General features: G+C 68.6%; 20 protein-coding genes. 10 read left to right on the forward strand and 10 right to left on the reverse strand.

Annotated features, from left to right (window positions below):
* Positions 1-2,682, reverse strand: a 2,682-nt coding sequence (locus tag QHF83_RS49335) for a DUF4215 domain-containing protein (protein ID WP_282425130.1), incomplete at its 3' end; no start/stop codon positions are given.
* A gap of 191 nt (positions 2,683-2,873) precedes the next feature.
* On the opposite strand from QHF83_RS49335, the gene nth reads away from it, so the two are divergent.
* Positions 2,874-3,662: an endonuclease III gene (nth, locus tag QHF83_RS49340; protein ID WP_282425131.1), complete on the forward strand. Its 789-nt coding sequence runs from the start codon at positions 2,874-2,876 to the stop codon at positions 3,660-3,662.
* Between the two features lie 6 nt (positions 3,663-3,668).
* Here the strand turns inward: nth and QHF83_RS49345 are convergent, their stop codons facing one another.
* The gene (locus QHF83_RS49345; RefSeq protein WP_282425132.1) at positions 3,669-4,349 is read right to left on the reverse strand and encodes a hypothetical protein; all 681 of its coding nucleotides are present in this window, start codon (positions 4,347-4,349) and stop codon (positions 3,669-3,671) included.
* Between QHF83_RS49345 and QHF83_RS49350 the strand changes: the two genes are divergently transcribed.
* The 3 genes from QHF83_RS49350 to QHF83_RS49360 all read left to right on the forward strand — a co-directional run bounded on the left by QHF83_RS49350 (position 4,348) and on the right by QHF83_RS49360 (position 5,928).
* Positions 4,348-4,665, forward strand: coding sequence for a hypothetical protein (locus QHF83_RS49350; RefSeq protein WP_282425133.1), 318 nt, complete (start codon positions 4,348-4,350; stop codon positions 4,663-4,665). The two genes, QHF83_RS49345 and QHF83_RS49350, sit on opposite strands and share 2 nt — an antisense overlap.
* A gap of 4 nt (positions 4,666-4,669) precedes the next feature.
* The gene (locus tag QHF83_RS49355; RefSeq protein WP_282425134.1) at positions 4,670-5,146 is read left to right on the forward strand and encodes a DUF2243 domain-containing protein; all 477 of its coding nucleotides are present in this window, start codon (positions 4,670-4,672) and stop codon (positions 5,144-5,146) included.
* 236 nt (positions 5,147-5,382) lie between these two features.
* Positions 5,383-5,928, forward strand: coding sequence for a hypothetical protein (locus tag QHF83_RS49360; protein ID WP_282425135.1), 546 nt, complete (start codon positions 5,383-5,385; stop codon positions 5,926-5,928).
* Positions 5,929-5,941: 13 nt separating this feature from the next.
* On the opposite strand, the gene QHF83_RS49365 is transcribed toward QHF83_RS49360, so the two are convergent.
* The gene (locus QHF83_RS49365) at positions 5,942-7,006 is read right to left on the reverse strand and encodes a hypothetical protein (RefSeq protein WP_282425136.1); all 1,065 of its coding nucleotides are present in this window, start codon (positions 7,004-7,006) and stop codon (positions 5,942-5,944) included.
* Between the two features lie 100 nt (positions 7,007-7,106).
* Here QHF83_RS49365 and QHF83_RS49370 point away from each other — a divergent pair, with 100 nt between their 5' ends.
* Positions 7,107-9,371, forward strand: coding sequence for a molybdopterin-dependent oxidoreductase (locus tag QHF83_RS49370; RefSeq protein ID WP_282425137.1), 2,265 nt, complete (start codon positions 7,107-7,109; stop codon positions 9,369-9,371).
* Between the two features lie 31 nt (positions 9,372-9,402).
* Here QHF83_RS49370 and QHF83_RS49375 read toward each other — a convergent pair whose 3' ends face one another.
* Entirely contained in the window at positions 9,403-10,539 is a 1,137-nt protein-coding gene (locus tag QHF83_RS49375; RefSeq protein ID WP_282425138.1) for an IS630 family transposase, read from the reverse strand.
* A gap of 55 nt (positions 10,540-10,594) precedes the next feature.
* Between QHF83_RS49375 and QHF83_RS49380 the strand changes: the two genes are divergently transcribed.
* On the forward strand, positions 10,595-10,834 hold the full coding sequence (locus QHF83_RS49380; RefSeq protein ID WP_282425139.1) for a hypothetical protein: 240 nt from the start codon (positions 10,595-10,597) through the stop codon (positions 10,832-10,834).
* A gap of 202 nt (positions 10,835-11,036) precedes the next feature.
* Positions 11,037-12,266: a hypothetical protein gene (locus QHF83_RS49385; protein WP_282425140.1), complete on the forward strand. Its 1,230-nt coding sequence runs from the start codon at positions 11,037-11,039 to the stop codon at positions 12,264-12,266.
* A 54-nt stretch (positions 12,267-12,320) separates the two neighbouring features.
* On the opposite strand, the gene QHF83_RS49390 is transcribed toward QHF83_RS49385, so the two are convergent.
* Together QHF83_RS49390 and QHF83_RS49395 are read right to left on the reverse strand one after the other, a co-directional pair.
* Positions 12,321-13,586: a PAS domain-containing protein gene (locus QHF83_RS49390; protein ID WP_282425141.1), complete on the reverse strand. Its 1,266-nt coding sequence runs from the start codon at positions 13,584-13,586 to the stop codon at positions 12,321-12,323.
* Positions 13,587-13,694: 108 nt separating this feature from the next.
* Positions 13,695-14,501 carry a hypothetical protein gene (locus QHF83_RS49395; RefSeq protein ID WP_282425142.1) on the reverse strand — a complete coding sequence of 269 codons (807 nt, stop codon included), beginning with the start codon at positions 14,499-14,501 and terminating at the stop codon, positions 13,695-13,697.
* Positions 14,502-14,589: 88 nt separating this feature from the next.
* Between QHF83_RS49395 and QHF83_RS49400 the strand changes: the two genes are divergently transcribed.
* Together QHF83_RS49400 and QHF83_RS49405 are read left to right on the forward strand one after the other, a co-directional pair.
* Positions 14,590-15,285 (forward strand): DJ-1/PfpI family protein, encoded by a 696-nt coding sequence (locus QHF83_RS49400; protein WP_282425143.1) that lies wholly within the window; start codon positions 14,590-14,592, stop codon positions 15,283-15,285.
* Between the two features lie 411 nt (positions 15,286-15,696).
* Positions 15,697-16,128 (forward strand): STAS/SEC14 domain-containing protein, encoded by a 432-nt coding sequence (locus QHF83_RS49405; RefSeq protein WP_282425144.1) that lies wholly within the window; start codon positions 15,697-15,699, stop codon positions 16,126-16,128.
* On the opposite strand, the gene QHF83_RS49410 is transcribed toward QHF83_RS49405, so the two are convergent.
* The gene (locus QHF83_RS49410) at positions 16,115-16,978 is read right to left on the reverse strand and encodes a fibro-slime domain-containing protein (RefSeq protein WP_282425145.1); all 864 of its coding nucleotides are present in this window, start codon (positions 16,976-16,978) and stop codon (positions 16,115-16,117) included. The two genes, QHF83_RS49405 and QHF83_RS49410, sit on opposite strands and share 14 nt — an antisense overlap.
* 275 nt (positions 16,979-17,253) lie before the next feature.
* Here QHF83_RS49410 and QHF83_RS49415 point away from each other — a divergent pair, with 275 nt between their 5' ends.
* Positions 17,254-18,789, forward strand: coding sequence for an ATP-binding cassette domain-containing protein (locus QHF83_RS49415; RefSeq protein ID WP_282425146.1), 1,536 nt, complete (start codon positions 17,254-17,256; stop codon positions 18,787-18,789).
* On the opposite strand, the gene QHF83_RS49420 is transcribed toward QHF83_RS49415, so the two are convergent.
* From QHF83_RS49420 to QHF83_RS49430, 3 genes are all read right to left on the reverse strand, one after another.
* Positions 18,756-20,792 (reverse strand): hypothetical protein, encoded by a 2,037-nt coding sequence (locus QHF83_RS49420; protein ID WP_282425147.1) that lies wholly within the window; start codon positions 20,790-20,792, stop codon positions 18,756-18,758. The two genes, QHF83_RS49415 and QHF83_RS49420, sit on opposite strands and share 34 nt — an antisense overlap.
* Before the next feature lie 58 nt (positions 20,793-20,850).
* Complete coding sequence (locus QHF83_RS49425; protein ID WP_282425148.1) at positions 20,851-21,552, reverse strand: hypothetical protein; 702 nt, start codon at positions 21,550-21,552, stop codon at positions 20,851-20,853.
* Between the two features lie 521 nt (positions 21,553-22,073).
* A complete protein-coding gene (locus tag QHF83_RS49430; RefSeq protein ID WP_282425149.1) occupies positions 22,074-22,484 on the reverse strand; it encodes a hypothetical protein in 411 nt (136 codons plus the stop codon).
* Positions 22,485-22,683 lie beyond the last annotated feature (199 nt).

The following is a 22,683-nucleotide window of genomic DNA, read 5'->3' on the forward strand; positions in this document are numbered from 1 at the left end:
GCCCGCATCATCCCTCGGCTCGCCGCTGCCGCCAGCGCCACCGCTGCCGCCGACACCGCCAGCGCCGCCAGCGCCGCCAACGCCGCCGCTGCCGCCCGCGCCACCGCTCCCGCCAGCACCGCCGCTCCCGCCAGCACCGCCGCTACCGGCTGCGCCACCGCTTCCTCCAGCGCCGCCCGCGCCACCGCTACCGGCTGCGCCACCGCTTCCTCCAGCGCCGCCGCTGCCGCCAGCACCGCCCTGCCCTTCCGTCGCGCAAACCGCGCTGCAGCCGTCCCCGTCCGTCGTATTGCCGTCGTCGCACTCCTCGGCGCCCACCTGGACAAAACCGTCGCCGCAGCTCGCCACCTTGCAGCTCGCGAGGCACGTATCCTCGTTCGACACATTGCCGTCGTCGCAGTCCTCGACGCCCATCTGGACAAACCCGTCGCCGCACGCGGCGAGCGCGCACATCGACGTGCACGCGTCCGTGTCGATCACGTTCCCGTCGTCACACGCCTCGACACCCATCTGCATGAAGCCGTCCCCGCAGCTCGCGGCCACGCACGTCACGAGGCATGCATCTTCGTTCGACGCATTGCCGTCGTCGCAGACCTCGGGGCCATTCGTGACGGCGTCACCGCAGCGCGGCCCCGGGCCCGAGCAGTCGGCGTTGCACTTGCCGTATTGCCCGTTCATGGCCGCCCCGTCGTCGCAGGCCTCGCCGAGGCCGACGAGCCCGTCGCCGCACACCGACGGCGGCGTGTACTCGTAGGCGCCCATGTCGAACGCGGGGCCATTGACGAGATCCCCGTCGAGCGGGCGCGGGTTGCCGTCGAGATCCTTGTCCGGCGCGTCCATCGCGTAGCCCTTGTCGATGCACGGGCTGAAGCTCTGGAGCCGCAGGTCCGCCGGCGCCGCGACATAAAACGGGTTCGCGTTGAGGACGCCCACGCCGGCCGTCACGTTGGAATAGTTCGTCGTGTTGTTCCAGACGTCCGAGTGCGTGAGCGTCACCGAGGCGGTGCTGAAGCCCTGGCGCCACACACCAAAGGCGTTGTTCGTCACGATCGTGTTCGTGATGTCCGTGAACACCTTCTCCGACACGTCGATCGAGATGCCCGTGCCTCCGTTCTGATGGATCGTCAGGTTCCGGATCTCGAGAATCGTCGTGAATTCGGGGGTGTTGAGGACCTTCAACCCCTCGAGCTCGTTGTTCCGGAGCACCGCATTCGCGAGCGAGAGCGAGCCGGCGCCGGCGAAGTAGTAGACGCCGTAACGATTCCCGTGGGATGTGAATCCTTCGAGCGTGTGCGCGCCTTTTTCGATGCTCACGCCGAAGAACGACCGCGTGATCACGAGCCCACGCACGTCGTGGGTCGCCTGCTCGCGGAGCATCACGCCCGTCCATTGATTGACGCCCGCGGCCGTCGACGTCAGCGTCACCGGCTGCGTCTTTGTGCCCTTCGAGACCAGGTTGCCGTGGAGATAGAGGGCGCATTTCGGCGTGCTCTGATCCGCCATCGCGTCGGTCGGCGTGAACTGAAGGGTCACGCCTGCCTCGAGCGTCAGGGTCACGCCCGGCGTCACGGTCAGATCTCCCGTCGCCGTGTACGGCGAGCCCGCGAGGGTCAGGGTCGTGTCGGTCCAGAGATATCCGAGCAGCCCGTTCGTCGGGTCCCCCGTGAAAGGCAGCGCGCCGATGTCCTGGCCCATGTCCCCGTAGAAGCGGCTCGGCGAGTTCGAGGTGAGCCGGAGGTTCGTCGGCGCCGAGACATAGAGCGGATTGACGGACGTGACGTGATCGGACGCCGTGGTGTTTTGCCAGTTGGCCGTCGTATTCGACCACCCGTTCACGTAGGACATCGAGAGGCTCGTCGTCCCGCCCGCGGCATTACGATAGAGGCCGATCTTGTTGTTGGTGAAGATCGTGTTTTTCACGACCGCGCTCGCCGTGGCGCCCGCCGGGGCGGACACGGTCACGCCGTTGTTGGTGTTCTGGTGAATCGTCGCCTGGTTGATCGTCACGTTCGCCGTCGCGAGGCCGGACGACGACACGTTCACGCCGTCGAGGGTGTTCGATTGAATCTCCGTGCCCGTGATCGAGACGTTCACGGTCCCGCTCGTGGGCGCCACGACGACGCCGTGCCCCTGGCTCTGGCGAATCATCGCATTCGTGATCGAACCCCCGCCCGAGCCCGTGAAGAGCACGCCGGCGGTGGTGTTGTTTTGCGTGACGAAATCACTCAACGTCACGGTGCCCGCGCTGATCCGGAAGCCGTAGAGCGAGTTCTGGACCGTGAGCTTCGTCGTGCTGAGCGCGGCCGTGCCGGCGTCGACCACGACGCCATACCAGGTCGTCGGCGCTCGAAATAGCACGGGGCTCGCCGCCGTCCCTTGCACGTCGAGCGTGCCGCGCACCGTCATCTCGACCTTCGTCGTATCGAGCCCGGAGCTTTGCGCGTCGGTCCCGGCGAACTGGACCTCGACGCCCGCCTCGACCGTGAGCTTCGTGCCGGCGGGGATGACGATGTCGCCCTGCACGATGTAGGGGCTGCCGGCCAGGGTCCAGGTCTGATTGATGACGTTGCCGCCCGAAATGGTCGTGGCGGCGCGGGCCTCGCGTGGCCCGAAAGCCAGGAGCACGATCGCCCAGACAAAAGCGATCCAGGGGGCACCGAGCCCCATCCAACGTTTCGACATGAATGACTCCTCGACGGACGTTTTCGGCCGGCGCGCGGAGGCTCCCTCCCCCGGCCGGCAGGCGGCGCACCCTACAGGAGTCGCTCCAGCCCATCAATGGGGCGGCGCGCCGCCCGGTCGTACAATGTCCGGGTTCGCCCGAGCGCCGGGACGCCGGGGCGCGAGGCCCATCGATTGCATCACGCGCCGACGTGGGCAAACCCAGGCGCGTCGGGATGCGGCAGGGCGCGGCGGAGCGGGAGGGGCCGCCGCCGTCGGGAATCGTCTCGTCGTCGCTCGGGCAGCGGGCCGCGCAGATCCACGCACGGCTCGCCCAAGCGATCCCCGCGCCGCGGCTCGAGCTCGATTTCCGCAATCCCTGGGAGCTCCTCGTCGCCACCATCCTCGCCGCGCAGAGCACGGACCGGACGATCAACCTCGTCACGCCGGCCCTCTTTCAGTCGTATCCGACGCCGGCCGCGCTCGGCGCGGCGCCGCAGGACGAGGTCGAGCGGCTCGTCCACGAGACCGGGTTTTTCCGGAACAAGGCCCGCGCGATCCGCGAGGCGAGCCGCAAGATCGCCGAGGAGTTCGGCGGCGAGGTCCCGCGCACGCTCGAAGCGCTGATCGCGCTGCCCGGCGTGGCGCGCAAGACCGCGAACGTCGTGCTCGCCCATGCCTACCGCATCGCGGAGGGCATCGCGGTCGATCGGCACACGGCGCGGGTCTCGCGCCGGCTCGGGCTCACGGAGGAGGAAGATCCGACGGCGATCGAGGCCGACCTCTGCCAGTCGTTCCCGACAAACGAATGGATCGACGTGGGGCTGCGCCTGCAGCTCCATGGGCGTTACGTCTGCACAGCGCGGGCGCCCGATTGCCGCCATTGCCCGTTGAACGAGCTTTGCCCGAGCAAGCGCGCCGCCCCCGAGGGCACGGTGGACGAGCGCGCGTCGCTCGAGGCGGCGCGGATCGCGGCCCAGGGCGAACCCGAGACGCCATGACCCCCTTCACTTGCAGGCCGGGCACTCGCAGAGGACGTTCTTGCCCGAGGCCTGGATGCAGGCGAACCCGTCCCCGCAGACCGCGTCCGCGCAGGCGCACGAGAGCGGGTCCGGCCCGCAAGGATCGGGGGCGCATTCGTAGTTGGACCCGAAGGCCTGCTTCGTGACGCAGACGAACCCCTCGAGGCACTGGAGCTTATCGCCGCACGTCACGGCGCCATTGCACAAGGACGACATGTCGCTGTGCCAGAGATTGTCGTCGCCGCACGTCACGGTGAACGACGCGCCGCCCGGCTCGCAGGCATAGGTGCACGGCGACGTTTGCCCACACGGACCGCCCAAGCAAGACGCGCCGTCGAGCGGCGGAGGCGCGGGGCACGGCACCGACGGCGGCGCGCACCCGACGGGGAGCTCGACCCAGCTCCCCGCCTCGCACGCGAAGATACCCGGGCAACACTCGCCGTACGGGCACTCCTCACCCGGCGGCACGTCGCACGGCGTGCCCACGACGGGCTGCTCGGCGGGGCACGTGGAAGCGGAGCCGCCGGAGCCGCCCTGACCGCCGGAGCCACCGGAGCCGCCGGAGCCGCTGGTGCTCGTCGAGGTGTGATCGACGTCGACCTTCCCGCTGCAAGCCACGAGGACGGGGAGGACGAGGAGAAAAGCGCGAGGGTTGGGAAAAAGCATGCGTGCCACTCTACACGAGCTCGTGCGCTCGATGCTCGTTCCTGGCAGCGAAGCGACGGGCACTGCCGTTGCAGCCCGAGCGCGCATGCCAGCGACCGTGGCCCTCGTGCTCGCTTGTCTCCTCGGGCTCTGCCCTGCCCTCGCGCTCGCGTGCCCGGACTGCCCGCTCGCGCGGAGGACACGCGGGTTCCTCCGGGAAGATCCGAATACGTGGACCCACCTTGCGCTTCTGCTCCTCCCTTTCGTGGTCGCGTGGCTCGTGGCGCTCTGGTTTCACAAGCGCGGACAAACCGCGGGAACGGGAAAGGATGGGTGACGTCATGGGACATCGAAAGGACGGGGGCCTCCTCGCGGCGGGCATCCTGCTCGGCGTGGGGCTCGGGGGATTCGTGGACGGCATCGTGTTCCACCAGATCCTCCAGTGGCACAACATGCTTTCGTCGCGACTGCCGCCGACGAACCTGCGCGACATGAAGGTCAACATGTTCTTCGACGGCCTCTTCCACGCGGTCACGTGGATGACGACCGTGATCGGCCTCGCCTTGCTCTGGCGTGGCTTCAAGAAGGGCACCTTGCCGCGCTCGACGCCGACCTTCGTGGGCGCGATGTCGCTCGGCTGGGGCCTCTTCAATTTCGTGGAGGGCCTCATCGACCATCAGCTCTTCGGGCTCCACCACGTGCGGCCGGGCGAGCGCGAGCTCGCGTGGGACATCGCCTTCCTGGTGTCCGGCCTTTTGCTCGGCGGGATCGGGGCGGCGCTCATCCGGAAGGGACGCGCGGCGAGCATCGCGATCTGACGCCAAACTTGGCCCGGTCTCCTCGAAAGCACGACGATGTCGCGGGGAGAATTCGCGTGTCATCCAATCGCTCGCGTCCTTTCGGGAAACCTGCCAGGCCACCACATCCGGCTACCGTGGCGCAACCTCGAACGGCCACGCCGGCCGGGCCGCGGCCACCACATCCGGCGACGGTGGCGCAGCGGCGCAGCGCCTCGCCCGGGCCCTCCAAGGCAATCTCTCCGCATGCGGCGACCGTGACGCAGCGGCAAAGCGCCCCGCTCGGGGCTGCCAGTGGGTCCGGGACGGCCCAGCGGGCGATGCTGGAGAGTGAAAAAGGCCAGAACCACAAGGGGAAGATGCTCGCGTGGACGAAGAAGGCCTGGCTCCGGGTCGGCCGGAGAAAGGCGTTCTTCAATTACTCGCCGGCCACGCACGCGGTGTTCGAAGCGGACGGGAAGGTCTACGGTCTCAAGGGCGACCTCGGCGGCGGCGAGATCGACGTGGACGACAATACGCTCAAGGCGCCGTACACCTGGGTGACGGACTACGTCGACCTGCTCGCGGAGGAGATGAACCTGTTCTGGGCCCAGGCTCAGAACGAGGCCACCAAGATGACGTACACGCTCGTCACGCACAACTGCTACTCGCCGGTGACGGCGGGGCTCGTGTCCGTACTGGGTCAGATGGTGGAAAAGGACCCTCGCAGAAAACTCATTGAAAAGATGCTGGAGGATCTGAACCAGGACAACTTCGGCCTGGGCTCCTACAACGCATCCCACTCGCACGAGGACCTGCTCTGAAAGAGCGGCGCCCTCAGTACGTCGAGAACCCCGCGCAGCTCGAGGTGATCTGCATCGACTGCGACCCGCTCGCCACGAAGCTCGAAATGCCCTGATCGCGGTCGTCGACGATCCACACCGTCTTCGGCCCGGCGCCCGAGTACGACGACGTCGAGTTCGAACCGAGCGACGTCCGCGTCCCGCTGCCGAACTTCGGGTTGTCCCCGAAGAACAGTTTTACGGTGCGCGAGCAGCTGTTGTGCAGCCGCAGCGAATACGTCGACCCGCCGCCGCCCGAGCTCGAAGCCCCCGACCGCGCGGCCCGCTCCTGGTCCGCGCGCATGCGGTTCGCGTCGAAATCGGCGCGCATCTGCGCCGAGTGCGCCTCCTGCTCGGCCCGGTACGCCGCATTTCGCTGGACGAACTCGCTCGTCTTCTGGTTGTAGAAATCGATGTCCGCTTGCCCCGCCCACGCGAGCCCCTTCTCCGCCGGGGCCCCGTGCGAGTGCTGGAGACAGCTATCGAGCAGCGTGTAGCGATCCTCGTCGTCCCGCACCGCCGGGCGCGCCTTCTTGCAATGACCGAGGACCTCCCCGGATCGCCCGGCGTCGTCGAGCTCCTTGATCAGCGGCACGCAGGCGAGCACCGTGGGCCGCGCGGCCATCGAGGCCTCGAGGATCCCGATGGCCTCCGCGTTGCGCTTCGCGTGGATGCGCAGGATGCCCTTCGACGAGAGCGCCTCCGCCGTTTGATCGGGGTTCTTCTTCGTCGCCTCTTCGAGCGCCGCGTCCGCCTCGGCGATCGCCGCCTCGCCGTCGATCTTCTTCCGATCGACGAGCCCCAGGATGAAACACGCTCCCACGCGCTGCGCGAGCACCCGCGCCGCGTTCATGTCGCCCGGGCTCGCCTTCACGGCGGCGCGGGACTCCTCGAGCTGCGCCAGGATCTGCGCGTCGTTTTGCGCCTGAGCGTCGGCCATCGCCTGCGCCTGCTGCGCCTGCATCGCCGCTGGATCGAGGATACCCGCGTACGGGTTGAAGCAGCCCGCGGCGGCGACCGAGGCGAGGAGCGTGGCCGTGAGGAGGCAAAAACGTTTCATCACGCAGAGCCTTGTACCAGAGCCGCGCCGGGCGGAAAGTGAGAAGCTCTCCGCAGGGCAAACTGCTTCGTGGTAGGGTGGCATCCGCCGGAGGCCCTCCATGACGACCGAAGCCGGAACGTTCCAGAAGACCGCGTGTATTCTCTGCAGCATGAACTGCGGCATCGAGGTGCTCGTCGAGGATCGCAGGCTCACGCGCGTGCGCGGCGACCGGCAGCACCCGACGTCGCGCGGGTATCTCTGCGAGAAGGCCCAGCGCCTCGACCATTACCAGAATGCCAAGGATCGCCTGCGCACGCCGCTCCGGCGGCGCCCCGACGGCTCGTTCGAGGCGATCGACTGGGACACGGCGATCCGCGAGATCGCCGCGAAGCTCGTGGGGATCCGCGATACCCACGGCGGAGCCTCCATCTTTTATTACGGCGGCGGCGGCCAGGGCAATCACCTCTGCGGCACCTACGCCACGGCCACGCTCGCGGTGCTCGGAGCGGTCTACCGCTCGAACGCGCTGGCGCAGGAGAAGACCGGCGAGTTCTGGGTCGACGGCAAGCTCTTCGGACGCCCGCGTTGCCACACCGCGCCCGATTTCGAGCACGCCGAGGTCGCCGTCTTCGTCGGGAAGAACCCATGGCACTCGCACGGCTTCCCTCGCGCCCGCCACGTGCTCAAGGAGATCGCGAGCGACCCGGCGCGCTCTCTCGTCGTCATCGACCCGCGTCGCTCCGAGACGGCGCGGCTCGCGCAATATCATCTCGCCGTGCATCCGGGCACGGATGCCTTTTGCCTCGCCGCGATCCTCGGCACGCTCGTGCAGGAGGACCTCGTCGATCGCCGCTTCCTCGCCGAGCACACGAACGACGCGGAGCCCGTGCTCGAAGCCCTCGCGGAGATCCCCGTCGCCGACTTCGCGAAGCGCTCGGGCGTCGAAGAATCCCTCGTGCGCGAGGTCGCGCGCCGCATCGCCCGCGCGAAGAGCGTCGCCATCCAGGAGGATCTCGGCATCCAGCAGGCCCCGCACTCCACGCTCGATTCCTGGCTGGAGAAGCTCGTGTACCTGCTCGTCGGGAGCTTCGCCAAGCAGGGCGGCATGAACATCCATTCGCGGATGGCGTCGCTCGGCGGGGGCGGCGGCGGGGGCAAACGCGGCAGCACCACGCCCGTCACCGGCGCGCGGATCATCACGGGGCTCGTGCCCTGCAACGTGATCCCGGACGAGATCCTGACCGACCACCCGCAGCGGCTCCGGGCGATGATCGTCGAGAGCGCGAACCCCGCGCACTCGCTCGCCGATTCGAAGCGCTTCCGCGAGGCCTTCGCCGCGCTCGATTGCCTCGTCGTGATCGACGTCGCGCTCACCGAAACCGCGCGGCTCGCGCATTACGTGCTGCCGACGGCGTCGCAGTTCGAGAAATGGGAGGCGACGTTCTTCACGCTGGAGTTCCCGAAGAACGCCTTCCAGCTCCGCGCGCCCCTCCTCGCGCCGCTCCCGGGGACCTTGCCCGAGCCCGAGATCCACCGCCGCCTCGTGCGCGCGATGGGCGCGCTCGACGGCGTGGATCTCGCGCCGCTCGCCGAGGCCGCGCGCTCGTCGCGGGGCGACTATGCCATGGCCTTCATGGGCCTCGTCGGCGCGCGGCCCGAGCTCATGGCGCTCGCGCCGGTGATCCTCTACGAGACCCTCGGCCCGACGTTGCCCGCGGGGGCCGAGGCCACGGCCGTGCTCTGGGGCATCGCGCAATCGTGCTTCATGACCTTCCCCGAGAGCGTGCAGCGCGCGGGTTTTCCCGACGCCGACGCGCTCTTCGACGCCATCCTCCGCGAGCGCTCCGGCGTCACGTTCACCGTCGATTCGTACGAAGAGACCTGGGCGCGGCTCGATACCCCGGACAAGCGCATTCGCCTAACGATCCCGGAGCTCATGTCGGAGCTCGTCGGCCTCGCGACGGAGCCCATGCCTTCCCGGGACGAACGATATCCGTTCATCCTCGCGGCCGGCGAGCGGAGGTCGTCCTCGGCGAACACCATTTTCCGGGATCCTGCGTGGCGCAAGGTCGACCTCGAAGGCGCCCTCCGCATGAGCCCGGCGGACGCGGCGGATCTCGGCGTATCCACGGGCAGCGTCGTGCGAATCGTGACCGAGGGCGGCAGCGCGACCGCGACCGTCGAGGTGAACGACGGCATGCGGGCCGGCCACATGAGCCTGCCGAATGGCGGCGGGCTTTTGTATCCGGACGAGGCCGGCGGGGAGCGAATGCATGGGACGGCGCCGAACGAGCTCACGCACCACGCGCAGCGGGATTGGCTGGCGGGGACGCCGTGGCACAAGCACGTGCCGGCGCGGGTCGAGCGGATCGAGGTGGCGTAGCTAGTACCTCGACACAGAGATCGTGACGGGTTCAAGCGGCGGCGTCGGTGCCCTCCGTCGTGCACTTCGCGTACGCGCGGCCCAGTTTTTCGCGGGCGCGCTCGACCGTGAACATCCAGCGAATGCGGGCGCCCGCCGCGTTGCGCGCCGCTGTCCACGCGGCGATTTCGCGATCGAGCGTCGCTCGGTTGTCGATGCGTCGCGCGAGACATTGGCCCTTGAGCACGCCGATTTCGATCTCGACCAGGTTCAGCCAGCTCGCGTGCTTGGGGACGTAGTGCAGCTCCAGGCGGCGCAAGATCCGGCGCGCTTCAGCGGGCGGGAACGCTTGGTACAGCGCGCCGGCACGGTGGGTCGAGAGATTGTCGAGTACGACGCGAATGCGCGGGGCGGCGGGGTAATGCACGTCCACCAGGTCGCGCATGCACTCGGCGAAGTCGACGCAGGTGCGATGGTCGGTGATCTTGACGTGGCGCCACGGGCGATGCGCATCGACGAAGACGAAGAGGTTGGCGGTCCCGTTTCGCCTGTATTCGTAGTCGATTCGCGCAGGCTTGCCTGGCGCTGGCGCCGTTGGAACGCGCGTCTCGCCGATGAGCTGTACCGGCGATTCGTCGAAGGAGACCACTGGCTCGTTCACGTGGGGTTCTTCGGCGTACAGGTCGAGGACATCCTCCATCCGCGCGACGTACTCGGCATCCACCTTCGGGACGCACCACATCTTCTTTTGCCAGGGTTTGAGGTCGTTCTCGGCGAGCCGGCGTCGCACGGTCTCCCGCGACAGCGACGGCTGTTCCGTCAATTGCACCATCGCGTTGGCGAGCAGTTCCATGGTCCAGCGAGCGCGCCCCGACGGCGGGGTCGAGCAGGCGGTCGCGATGAGCAAGGCTTCTTCTTTGCCCGAGAGTTTTCGCGGCGCCCCCGGCCGCGGCTCGTCGTGAAGCGCTTTCGTCAGCCCGCCTTCGACGAAGCGTTGCTTGGTCCGATAGACCGTCGACGTGCTGACCACGACGCTCGTGGCGATGTCGCCGTCGCGAGCGCCGTCATCGGAGGCCAGGAGGATCTGCGCGCGCTTCACCTTGAGCACTTGCTTGCTTCCACCACTCACGAATGCGCGCAGCTCGGCGCGCTCCTCGTCCGTCAACTCCACCACGTAGCGCACGTTCATCGGGGCTCTCCTTCGGCGCCCCAACCAAGCCATTCGTTGCTAGTTTGTCGATCCCATGGCGGCGCAATTCACGGAAAAACAAGGCCAATACCTCGCGTTCATCTACGCCTACACGAAGCTGCATCGTCGGCCTCCCGCTGAAGCCGACATGCAGGCCTACTTCGAAGTGACCCCGCCCAGCGTGCACCGGATGGTCGTGGAGCTGGAGCTCCGAGGGCTGATCCGCCGTCAGCCAGGTCAGGCCCGAAGCATCCAGCTTCTCGTCGAGCCGGAAGCTCTGCCAGTCCTCCGGTGACCCGGATCGAATCGATCAAGATCTCTGTGTCGAGGTACTAGAACATCGAGCGGACTTGCGTGAGGGGGAGCGACAAAGCCTCGCCGGGTCCGCCATGTCGCCCATCCCACCACGTACGAAGTTGCGAGACCGATGAACGTTTTGCCGCGACCGGGAACAGATGGCCAATCCGGGAGACCACCGGTCACTCACACGGACAGCCATGAATCTTCGCAACTTCTTCTTCAAGACCGCCATCTCGACCCTCACCTTCGCCCTGCCGGCCCTCGTGGGCTGTGGCGGCTCGGAGCCCGCGGAACCCGGGCAGCCTGGACAGGAGCTGCTCGCGCCCCCGGAAGCGGGCAAGGGCGTGCAGTTCAAGATGGTCACGAAGCTCGACCCCGGCACCGAGGGCGAGCATTGCATGTTCGTGAAGGCGCCCGCGGAGGGGCTCTTCGTCAGCCGTGACGAGGTGCGCTACTCGAAGGGGAGCCACCACTTCCTGCTCTTCCAGACGAGCTACGACGACATCCCGACCCAGAAAGATGACGGGACGGTCGTCGACACGAGCGGCGTGTTCGACTGCTCCGACGGTGCGACCGATGGCTGGGAGGTGGAGAAGCTCGTCGCCGGCTCGCAGAACGCCGACGGCGACTCCATGCTGCGCTTCCCCGAGGGCGTGGCCATGAAGGTGCGCCCGGGCGCCGTGCTCCTCATGAACGCGCATTACATCAATGCCTCGATGAACGTCATCGAGCCCGAGGTCCGGGTGAACCTCTACACGATCCCCGAGGCCGAGGTGAAGACGGAGGGCGACATCCTCTTCATCTACAACCCCTTCATCTACGTCGGGGCGCAGGCCGGGGGCCGCGCGCGCATGCGGTGCCCGGTGCACAGGGACATCACGATCGCGAACGTGCAATCGCACATGCACGCGCGCGGCGTCGGTTATGCCGCTTCGATCGTCGGGCAGGCAGATCCGTTCTATACGAGCACCAACTGGGAGAACGTGACCGTCAAGGATTTTGGCGAGGGCCTCCAGGTCAAGGCAGGCGAGTGGTTCGATTACTGGTGTGACTACTCGAACGCGGAGACGAGGGACGTCTTCGAGGGCCCGCGCTCGACGGACGAGATGTGCATGCTCCTCGGCTCGTATTACCCGGCCGATTCGGCGACGGCGCACTGCCGCGCCGAGCCCGACGTCCCCGGCCAGCCGAACTTCATCGGCGCCGAGTGGGTGGGCAATGGCAAGGCGACGTGCGCCGAGTCGTTCGCCTGCGTGCAGCAGGCCCTCAACGCGGACAAGGAGATAACGCCCTGCGTGACGAGCTCCGACGCCGCGGTCTCGCGGGAGTTCTCCGACGCCTTGCGTTGCCTCCTCAAAAAGGCCGGCCCGGACCAGGATCCGGCCGTGATCTGCAAGACCGAGCTCGACGCCTGCCTCGCGAAGTGACGCACCCCCGCCGGATCACGCTCGGGCGAGCGTGATCCGGCCACCTCTAGGACATCAGCGCGTCTTGCGGATCCCGTAGGCGATCCCCTGCTCCAGGCTGCCGAGCGTCACGATCCCCCGGAGATCCGAGCCGAGCTCGATGAGGGTCCGCGCCACCTCGCGACCGACGCCGGTCAGCACGAGCTCGGCTCCGAGCAGGCCGACGGCGCGCGCGGCGCGCGTGATCGCGTCGGCGGCCTCGGGATCCACCTCGGGGACGCCCGTGACGTCGAGCAGCACCACCGAGGCGCCGCGCTGCGCGACGCCGTCGAGCAAAACCTCGAGCAGCCGCTCGGCGCGCTCGGCGTTCACGCTGCCGATGAGCGGGACCGCGACGACGCGCCGGGCGATCGGCACGAGCGGGGTCGAGAGCGCGCGCAGGGCCTCGTTCTGCGCCGCGATGACCTTCTCGGCGAGCGCCCGCCGCTCCTCCTCGGCGGCGAGCGTCGCCGTCACGTCGGCGATGATGAAAGCCTCGTGGGAGGGCCCTTCGTCCTCGTGCAGCGCGAACGCCGTGAGGTGCCCCTGGAACATCGACCCGTCGACCCGCCGGAAGGCCCCGATCGCGCCGCACACCTCATGGCCTCGCCGGACGGCCTCCGCCACGGGCCCATCGGCCACGAAGGCCGTGACGTCGACGCCCGCCTCGTCGCTCCTGCGGCCGAAGAGCGCGCGACAAGCGTCGTTCGCATAGATCGGCTCCCCGCCCGTTCGTGACACCGCGATGGCGCTCGGCGCATGGTCGGCGAGCGCTCGGAACAGCCGGACCGAGCGCAGCGATTCTTCCAGCTCGGCGGTGCGGCGCTTCAACGCCTCCCTGTTGAGATGCGCCTCCGTCGTTTGGCGGACCAGCATCACGATTTGATCGCCATCCAGCGGAACGACGCGCGCCTCGTACCACTCCTCGGTGGGGCCCATCGTGAGCGAGTACTCGACATCTCTCAGCTTGCCGCGATCGAGCACCTCCACGAAGACCTGCTCCAGGTAGGCGCCCACGTCGGGGGGCAAGAGCTCCTGCATCCGCTTGCCGAGGAACACGTCGGGCGGGACGTACAGATCGCTGTCCGACCTGGACCGGTAATCGACGATGGTCCCGTCCCGCTCCATCCGGAAGAAGAGATCCGGCAATGCACGGAAGAGCGCGACGACGGTGTCCGCGTCCTTCTGGAGCGCATCGAGCGCCCGCCGCGCCTCCTCCTGCTCCTGCGTGAGGCGTGCCACGCGCTGCCGGAGGGCCTCGTTCTCGTTCCGGAGCTCACGTATGGCGTCGGCTTCTGTCATTTGCGACCCTGCGCCCGGGGCACACTAGCACGATTCCGTCACCCGGGACCGCGCTTCAGGGAGCAGCACGACGCGAGGGCGACGTCACGTGATTGACGGACGCCGCGATCAGCCCGCCTCGATCCACGACGCCACGAAATCGAGATACGCTTCCCGGAGCACCGGGAACACGGTCACGTTCGGGATGTGGTTCAGCTCGAGCAGGTGCTTCGTCCCGTCGGGCTCGACCATGTAATCGATCGCGAACATCTCGAGGCCGAACGCCGCGCCGATCCGCCGCGCGTCCTCCACGAGCGCGGGATCGGCCTCGCCCTCGGGCAGCACCACCGCTCCTGCGTGGTGGATCGACTTGAGCCACGTCTCGCCGGCCATGCGGATCTGCCACGCGCGCTCGCCGAGCACGTGGATCCGCGTCGCCTCCCCGCGCACGAACGGCTCGATCAACGTCGGCACCTCCGCGCGCCGCGTCGCCGAAAAGAGCTCCTTGTTCTCCCCGCAATGCCACTCGCCCCATTTCGCGACGAGCGTCTCCCCTGCCCTCGGCGAAACGGGCGAGTCCCGATCGGCATAGCCGCGTCGCATCGCCCCGAACCGCGTCACCGCGAGCGTCCGCACGAGGCACGGGATGCGCTGTCGCGCGTCCATCATCCCGCGCGCGAGCGGCAGGCACGGGCCGCCCCAGAGCGCGAGCGCGGTCAGCAGCGGGAGATCGTCGTCGAAGATGCCGTGGAACACGACACGCGACACGGGCACGTAGACCTCGTGCGCGTTCGGCCGCTCGACGAGGAGCTCGCCGGCTTCCAGCAGGATACGCGGCAACACGGGGCACGACACGACCGGGATCCGGGTCGAGAGGCGCGCGCGGAGATCACGCACCTCGGCTTCGTCGAGGCCCACGAGAAGGAGGCGGCTCATGTAAATTCCCGGCGCGCATCGGGCAACGGATCCCTTGGCGCGTCAACGCCAAACGTTCACACTTCGCCCCCCTGGAGGACCGAATCTCATGCGCGAACGGACCATCGCTTTCCTCGTCTTCCCCGAGATCACGCCCCTCGACCTCGTCGGGCCCCTGCAGGTGCTGAAGGCCCTCGAAGGGTCGTCCGATCTCCGGACCGTCACCGTGGGCGAGCGCCTCGAGCCCATCGAGACCGACCTGCCTTTTCGTATGGTCCCCGAGCGCACGCTCGACGACGTGCCCGAGCCCTACGGCGTCGTGGTCCCGGGCGGCCTCATCGGTCCCTTTCACGCGATGGCCAGCGATCGCCTCATGGACTGGCTCGCCAAAGCCGCCTCCAAGGCCTCCTTCGTGAGCTCGGTGTGCACGGGCGCGCTCGTCCTCGCGGCGCTCGGCTTGCTCGAAGGGAAGAAGGCCACGACGCACTGGTCGTTCCTGCCGCATCTCGCGCGCTTCGGCGCGACGCCCGTCAAGGGGCGCTGGGTGGAGGACGGCAAGGTCATCACGGCGGCCGGCGTCTCGGCGGGCATCGACATGGCGCTCGCGCTCGGCGCGCGCCTCACGAACGAGGCCTCCGCCAAGGCGGCCCAGCTCATCCTCGAATACGAGCCCGAGCCCCCGCTCGGCCCGATCGCCTGGGAGGGCAGCGAGCCGCTCCTCCAGGGCATGGGCGCCGTCGTCGCGCAGCGGCTCCCCGAGATCCTCGGCAAGAAGCCGGAACTGCTCGCGAAGTTCACGCCGTAGTCCGACGTGCGCCTCCACTTGCGTCTCATCTGGGAGCCGTTTCGCTGGGGCGTTGCCCCAGGCCCCACCGGGGCTATCCGCCCCTGGACCCGGACCAGCGCAAGCGCTGGACCTTGGGTCGATGAACTGCGCTTCGCGCAGTTCATCGACCAGGCCGAGGAAAGACCGGCGAGCACCCCTGCCCATCAAGACAGCCGCGCTGCCCTCTCGACGGGCGACGCGGTCCAACTGGCCCGTTGGAAGAACTGCGCGGAGCGCAGTTCTTCCACCCCGAGTCCAGCGCTTGCGCTGGTTCGGGTCGAGGGGCGAACAGCCCCCGCGGGGTCCGGGGCGGCGCCCCGGCGCGGCGGCCCCAGCCCAAGACGACGCGGGGGACACGCCCACATGCAGCCCGAACTTGGAGCATGAATCATGACTGAAGACGAACGAGCGCGGACCCTCGAATTCGGCACCCACCGCGCGCGCTTCGATCCCCCCGACATCGTCCGCGTGTGGTGGATCGGCCCTTCCATCATCGGCCAGATCGACACGCTGTACACCTGGACCGCGACGATGATCCCGGATGGCAGCACTTATTTCGTGATTGCCGACATGAGCCGGCTCGAGGAGGTCGGCCCGGCGGCGCGCAAGGCCGCGGCGGGAGATGCCCGGGCGCGGAGGATCGCCGGGCTCGCCATCATCGGCGCGAGCTTTCACATGCGCGTGCTGATGGGCATGTTCTTGAAGGCCCTACGTGTCTTTTATGGCCAGAAGATGTTCCAGATGAAGTACTTCGAACGGGAAGAAGACGCCCTCGTCTGGGTCGCCGCCGAGCGCGCCCGGCGCGCGGCTACTTCGGGATGATGATCGGATCGCAGTTCGTGAAGCTCAGGGTCGATTGAACCTTGAAGTTCGACCCCGTGCTGTGCCGCTCGGCGTGGAAGAAGTCGAGCGAATACTCCTTGCCGGGCTCGATCCCGAGCTCCGCGGCCTTCGCGTCGAGGTTCAGCGTGTCGGCCTGCGGCGGGTGCAGGCCGCCGAGATCGATGGCGAGCCGGTTGTTCACGAACACCCAGAGGTCGTCGTCGCCGCTGAACGCGAACGTCTCGCCGCCCTGGTACTTGAACGTCATGTGGAGCTCGTAGGTGAACCCGAAGTTGTGCTCGAAGCCCTCGTTCCCGAAGAGCTGGTCGTCGATCGGGAAGAATGCATTGCTCTCGAAGGTCGCGATCCCGGTCGCCGGGTCCTCGGTCAGCGTCACCTTGAACGGCATCGACATGTTCACGCCGTCGACGTCGCGGTACCACTGGTCGAACTCCGCGGGGCCGGTCGTGTGCGCGGTGGGGCCCTCGTGCGCGTACACGGGCTTCTTGTCGGGGCCGAGCTCGAACTTCACGATGCCCTTCAAGCCCTCGCCGCCGAAATGCTCGAAATCGGGGTGACCGTTCGGGTAACCCTTGAAATCGCGCACGATGCCCACGAGCTCGGGCGTGCAGTTGCCGCCGCCGGCGCCGCCGGAGCCGCCGGAGCCGGCGAAGATGATGCCGCCCTCGCCGCCCTCGCCTCCGATGCCTCCCATGCCGCCCTGGCCTCCCGAGCCGCTCTGGGAGGAGGAGCTGCCGGCGCCCTGGCCGCCGGCCGCGCTGCCGCTCGAATCGCCGCTGCCGCCGCCGCAGCCCATCACGGCGCCGGCCAGAACGAGCGACGTGGTCATGGTCAAGGTCAAAGCCGCCTGTCGTAAAAGCATATTGCCTCCTCGGTGAAGCAGAAACGCGTCCGCGTCCGCAGACGAGCGCGAGCGTACAGCCTGAAATTCTTCCTTGCGAGCACGATCATGGCTGCTATCCTGCTCGCCCCCTTCGGAGGATCACGCCCTTGCGCCTGTTTTCCTGAATCCAGCCGTTCGTGAACGTGCCGAGACGCCCGGCGCCGGACCCCGACGAGAGACGAATCCGGGGACGCGCGGGCACCGATTCAGGAGAACAGAATATGTTATCGCTTCATGCGCTGCGCGTAGCGTTTTCCCATGGGGATGCGACGTCCTTGCTCGAGGACGTCGAGCTGCACCTCGGGCCGGGATGGGCCGGCATCGTGGGCGAGAACGGCGCCGGCAAGACCACGCTGCTCCGCCTGCTCGCGGGTGAATTGCGGCCCGAGCGGGGCCACGTGCGGCGTGATCCGGCGGAAGCGCGCGTCGTGCTCTGCCCGCAGACCGTCGATTCGCTCTCCGATACGATCCTGCGCTTCGCCGAGGATCTCGACGGAGAAGCGGCCGCGCTCCGTGGCAGGCTCGATCTCGCGCCCGAGGACCTCGAGCGCTGGCCGACGCTCTCGCCCGGCGAGCGCAAACGCTGGCAGATCGGCGCGGCGCTCTTCGAAGCGCCGGAGATCCTCTTGCTCGACGAGCCCGCGAACCACCTCGATGTCGAGGCGCGAAAGCTCCTCGTCGGGGCGCTCCGCCGCTTCGACGGCGTCGGGCTCCTGGTCTCGCACGATCGGACGCTGCTCGACGCGCTCACCACGACGACGCTGCGCATTCATCAATGCCGCGTCGACGTCTATCGCGGTCGTTACGCCGACGCGCGCGCGGCGTGGGAGGCCGAGGCGGCCCACGCGCGGGACGAGCGCGAGGCGGCCAAAGGCGAGGAGAAGCGCGCGGCGCGCAGGCTCGATCAGGCGCGGCGCGAGCACGCTGCGGTCGACGCGTCGCGGAGCATGAAGACGCAGATGAAAAACAAGAACGATCACGACGGCCGGGGCATGCTCCGGAAGATCGCGATCGAATCTGCGGAGAAGCGCACCGGGCGCCTCGTGGGCGTGGCGCGGGCCGATCTCGCGCGGGCGAGCGCCGAGGTCGCGCGGCACCACGTCGAGAAGGAGCACGGCGGCGAGATCTACGTCGGCTGGGAGCGCCCTTCGCAGCCCTGGCCCTTCCTCCTGGAGCTTCCCGCCCTTCGCGCGGGCGATACGGAGCTCCTCCGCGACGTGCGCCTCTCCGTCCCGCGGGATGGCCGCATTCGCATCGAGGGACGCAATGGCGCGGGCAAGAGCACGCTGCTCGGCGCGCTCGCGGCCGCGGCGCGGATTCCGCGCGAGCAGGTCCTCTACCTGCCGCAGGATCTCCCGGCGGAGGCGCGGCGGGCGCTGCTCGCGGAGGTCCGCGCCCTCGGACCCGAGGCGCGTGGGCGCACGCTCTCGCTCGTGGCCACGCTGGGCACGGATCCCGAGCGGATCCTGGCCTCCGCCGAGCCGTCGCCGGGCGAGGCGCGCAAGCTCGCCATTGCGCTCGGCCTCGGCCGCAGGGCCGCGGCGCTCCTGCTCGACGAGCCCGAGAACCACCTCGACCTGCCCTCGCTCGAGCGCCTCGAACGCGCGCTCACGGGGTATCCGGGAGCGATCGTGATGGTCAGCCACGACGCCTCGTTCGCCCGCCGCGCGACGAGCGTGGTCTGGCGCATCGAGAATGGGCGTGTCCGCGAGCTCGACCCCGCTCAGGGCACGGCGATCTCCACCGGCGTGCGCTGAATGGGATCGCGGTCGCCCAGATCGAACACGCTCCCCCAGCAGTAGATCTCTCCCTCCCGCGTGCGGGCGCAATCGCGCGTGATCTGCACGACCGCGCCCGCGGGCAGCCCCTCGATCCGCCGGAACGTCGCGACCTCGCCTTTTTTCTTCGCCTTGCGGTCGAAGCAAAACACCTCGCCTCGCTCGGTGCGCACGCAATCGCCTTCGACCTCTGCCACGTCGGTCAGGACGACCCTCGGCCCGCCGGGCGCGTCCATGCAGACGAGGCGCGCGCCCTCGTCGACGGCGCAATGCGGGGCATACAGCACGGCGCGGAACTTTCCGGGGACCCGCGCCTTGTCGCCCAAGGAGTCGTCCTGGAAGATGGCCGTCCCGTCGGCGAGGACGGCCCTGCCGAAGAGGGTGAGGTACGTGGCGTTCGCCGCCTCTTCCTTCGGGTCGAGCCATTGCACACGGAGGGGCTTCGGGTTTCCCGAGTAATGGAAGAACCCCGCGCCGCCGCCGCGCTTGGCGACCGCGATGCCGACCCCGTTGTTGACGAACACGCTCACGTCCTTGACCGCCGCGCCGCGGGTGTCGACGAGCAAGGCGAAGTCGTCCTTCAGGCTCCCCGGGAAGAACGAACGGTTCCGGCAGTACCATTGCCCCGACTTCGCGCCGCGCACGCAGAGCGGCATGCCCCCGACGATTGCGTCGACGGCCGGCTCGGGCAGCGCGAGATCACGCCGGGGCACGTGCACAGCGCCGGCGATCGCGCCCCAGCAGGAGACGCGGGTCGTGCCGAACCGCGCGCAGACGACGCCGTCCTCGGCGCCGATCTCGCTCGCGCCCGTGATGCCGGGGACCATCGCGGCGCGTTCGAGCACGCGCGAATCGCCGTCGCCGAGCAGGCCGCCGGTGTGCGCGCCGAAGCAGCGCACGCGATGATCCTTCCCGAGCGCGCAGACGTTCCCCGGAAGCACGGCCACGCCGAGCGAGGTATCGGCCGTCGGGAGCACGTCGTACGCCTTCTCGAAGTTCTCGCAGGGCCGCTCGAAGGAGCAGGTGCAGCGCGACACGCCGTCCTCGCGGCTCACGCACAGGTTGTACCCATAAGACGCGAAGAGCCGCGTCACCCGCTTGCCCTCGGCGAGCGCCTGGATCTTCCGGTCGACGAGCGAATCGTCGCAGAAGACGGTGCCGTCGGGCCGCCGCGCGCATACCTGACGCCCCGTGTTCCGGACGCGGGCGACGAACGCTTCGTCCACGGGCCCTTTCAGGGGCATGAGCGCCACGCCGTAGCCGGGGACGGGCTTGCCGAAGCGCGTCGTTTCGTGTCTGTCGAGGTTCCAGCAATAGAAGCCGCCGTCCACGCCCATGCCACATTCGTCCTCGGCGAGGGCGCGAATGGGCGGGGCCTGCACCCGCAGAAACGGCGCTGCCGCGTGGTCGTTGTCGGTCGAGCAAAAGACCTCGCCCTTGTCGGACAGCAAGCAATCGTGGCTGCCGGCGACGATCCGCGCGTTCCCGGGGGTCGGCACGCCGAGCGAGAATTTCGCGATGTCCTCGGGCGTGGGCTGCACGACCAGGAAGCCCCGCGCGACGCGGAAGGGCTTCATGGAGCCGTCGCGCACCACCCGAAACAGCGTGCCGGCCGCGTCCCAGCCGACGACCAGGCCGCCCGTGAGGATGGTGAAGCCTTTCAGGTTGGAGAAACCTTCGATGCGCACGGGGCGGAAGTACGAGTGTCGGGCCGTCTCGCCGGGGAGGGCCATGTTGCCCCAGCAATAGAGGGAGCCGCGCTCGGTGCGGGCGCAAAAGCCGCCCTGCCCGCCGCGGACCTCGACGAACGTGTGATCCTCCGGAGGCGGCGCGGCCGGGGCGGAGGTGGGGGCGGGCGCCGTGCCGGAGAGCGTGGTGGAAGGCGCGGGCGCGAGGTCACGCGCGGTGGGCGTCGGCGGCGGCGCGACGGTCGTGCAGCCGAGGAGGACGAGGGCGGATAGGGGGGCGAGCGCGCGGCGCATGGCGGTCACTGTACCGCAGGGGGCCGTGACCGAGGAAGGAACGGGGGGACGCGGGGGATCAGGAGGGCTGCGCGGCGGAGCTGCCGATCGGGTCGGAGCCGCTCTTCGACGGCTTCTTCTTCGGCTGCGCGGCGGACTTTTCGCGCAGGAAGAACGCTTCTGCGGCGGCCGGATTCGCCTTGTAATGGTCCCGCAGCCGGCCGTGCGCGCTCGCGAGCTGCTCGCGCACCGCGCGACGCGCTTCGCGCTCCTCGGCAAACCGCATTTCGACTTCGGCCACGGCCAGGTTCACGGTCTCGAGGGAAGCGCGGTGGAGCATCTCCGCGTGATCGAGGCTGGCGAGGGCGTCGTCCATGTCCCCCTTGTCTGCGAACGGCGCCATCCGGATCCGCAGGGCAGGCAGGACGTCGAGCTGCGCTTGGCCGTCGGGCTTGATCATCGGGCCCATGCCTGCCGGGAAGATCGTGCGTCGCGCCGCGAGGGCTGGATCCTTGCGGTCGAGCTTCCTGGCCGCGGCATCGACCTCCCGGATCGCATTCTCCACCATCACCTCCGTACGCAGGAGCCCGGCGGACGCGGCGGTGGCCGCATCGTCGGCGTCCTCGCGGGCGCGCTGGCGATCTCGCAACTTCAGGTACGCGGCGCTCGCCTCGGCGTGCAGCGTGTCGTGGAGCGGGCTCACGTCCTTGCACATGGTGACGTGAAAATGAACGTGGCGGCGATGCACGGGGCTCCCATCGGTCTCACGAAGGTGACGCATGGATCCTCTCTTCCCCTGCCCCTCGCGAACATGCGCGGGGTCCTCTCGGGTTCGCGCGTTAGACGTTCGGCGCGGATCATTTATCCCCGAGCGGAATCCTCCGAGCACGAAAATGTCGGGAGTCCCCCCGGAAACGATGAAACGGTCGTTCCCGAAGATCGGACCGCGCCGCTCGGCTCAGGAAACCGCGCTTCCGGGAGATGGGAACGTGCCCGGACGCGGATCCCGGAGCCTTGCACGGCGTGGGAGGGGCCTCGGATGATGCGTCGCTCGGCGTTGCGAGAAAGGGGAAGCCTCCCAGAGGCGAGGCGGGGGGCGTTGCGAGGAGAGGAAACCGATTCGGGAGGCGGATCGGCGAGCGTTCCGGGAAGGAGGAATCGACTTGGAGGCGGATGCGGGGGGCGTTCCGACAAAGGGGAATCGGACAGGCAGCGGATCCGGGTGCGTTGCGACGGCGCGGAGCTTGTGGCGCCTGCGGTTCCGCCTTGGCCGCGGGTCTGGATCGGCGAGGGAAACCTGGCTCAGGCTCGCTCCACGTCCTCGAACGTCGTCCTCGCGGCGTTGGCCGTCTCGTCCAGGTTGAGCAAGACCCGCAAGGCATCGACTTGCCAGTCGTCGCCCGCGATGCGGTGGACGGTGACGGGGCCCGGGACGCTTTCGTAAGCGGCGTCCAGGATATCCATGAGGGCGTAGACGCCTGCATCGTTGCAAAACGGCATCTGCGTGAAGTCCATCCGGATCGATGCAAAGGAGCACTTCGCCAGGATCCGTCCGAGCTCGTCGAGGAAGATCCGCAGGGAAGGATCACGGTAGTGGAGATGGAGGGGGCCTACGAACGTCAACATGAGGCGAGCCTCGTCATCCTGGGCCGCCACGACCTCGAATGCGGCGCGTCCGCCCTCCATGACCGTTCCGCGCGAAAGGACCTTCATCGGCCCTCGATGCTACAGGAGGCGCCCCGTCCAGCCAATGGCGACCTCGGCGGCTCTCCCGGAAGGTCCGGCGCTAGGTGGCTGGTGTCGATCGCGAGCCCGTCGAAGAGGTCGTGGCCGCTCGTGTTCCCATGGCCGCCAGGGTGCATATCGGACAGGTCGCCTGACGGCTGATAATGGTTTGGATCGTCTTCTGGTC

This window comes from Polyangium sp. 15x6, assembly GCF_029960785.1.
Taxonomy (GTDB): domain Bacteria; phylum Myxococcota_A; class Polyangia; order Polyangiales; family Polyangiaceae; genus Polyangium.

Excerpts from the sequence above, each read along its gene's own strand:
- QHF83_RS49350 (WP_282425133.1), top strand. The coding sequence starts at position 4,348 with ATGCGTGCCACTCTACACGAGCTCGTGCGCTCGATGCTCGTTCCTGGC.
- QHF83_RS49345 (WP_282425132.1), bottom strand. The coding sequence starts at position 4,349 with ATGCTTTTTCCCAACCCTCGCGCTTTTCTCCTCGTCCTCCCCGTCCTC.
- QHF83_RS49355 (WP_282425134.1), top strand. The coding sequence starts at position 4,670 with ATGGGACATCGAAAGGACGGGGGCCTCCTCGCGGCGGGCATCCTGCTC.
- QHF83_RS49365 (WP_282425136.1), bottom strand. The coding sequence starts at position 7,006 with ATGAAACGTTTTTGCCTCCTCACGGCCACGCTCCTCGCCTCGGTCGCC.
- QHF83_RS49370 (WP_282425137.1), top strand. The coding sequence starts at position 7,107 with ATGACGACCGAAGCCGGAACGTTCCAGAAGACCGCGTGTATTCTCTGC.
- QHF83_RS49375 (WP_282425138.1), bottom strand. The coding sequence starts at position 10,539 with ATGAACGTGCGCTACGTGGTGGAGTTGACGGACGAGGAGCGCGCCGAG.
- QHF83_RS49380 (WP_282425139.1), top strand. The coding sequence starts at position 10,595 with ATGGCGGCGCAATTCACGGAAAAACAAGGCCAATACCTCGCGTTCATC.
- QHF83_RS49385 (WP_282425140.1), top strand. The coding sequence starts at position 11,037 with ATGAATCTTCGCAACTTCTTCTTCAAGACCGCCATCTCGACCCTCACC.
- QHF83_RS49390 (WP_282425141.1), bottom strand. The coding sequence starts at position 13,586 with ATGACAGAAGCCGACGCCATACGTGAGCTCCGGAACGAGAACGAGGCC.
- QHF83_RS49395 (WP_282425142.1), bottom strand. The coding sequence starts at position 14,501 with ATGAGCCGCCTCCTTCTCGTGGGCCTCGACGAAGCCGAGGTGCGTGAT.
- QHF83_RS49400 (WP_282425143.1), top strand. The coding sequence starts at position 14,590 with ATGCGCGAACGGACCATCGCTTTCCTCGTCTTCCCCGAGATCACGCCC.
- QHF83_RS49405 (WP_282425144.1), top strand. The coding sequence starts at position 15,697 with ATGACTGAAGACGAACGAGCGCGGACCCTCGAATTCGGCACCCACCGC.
- QHF83_RS49410 (WP_282425145.1), bottom strand. The coding sequence starts at position 16,978 with ATGACCACGTCGCTCGTTCTGGCCGGCGCCGTGATGGGCTGCGGCGGC.
- QHF83_RS49415 (WP_282425146.1), top strand. The coding sequence starts at position 17,254 with ATGTTATCGCTTCATGCGCTGCGCGTAGCGTTTTCCCATGGGGATGCG.
- QHF83_RS49420 (WP_282425147.1), bottom strand. The coding sequence starts at position 20,792 with ATGCGCCGCGCGCTCGCCCCCCTATCCGCCCTCGTCCTCCTCGGCTGC.
- QHF83_RS49425 (WP_282425148.1), bottom strand. The coding sequence starts at position 21,552 with ATGCGTCACCTTCGTGAGACCGATGGGAGCCCCGTGCATCGCCGCCAC.
- QHF83_RS49430 (WP_282425149.1), bottom strand. The coding sequence starts at position 22,484 with ATGAAGGTCCTTTCGCGCGGAACGGTCATGGAGGGCGGACGCGCCGCA.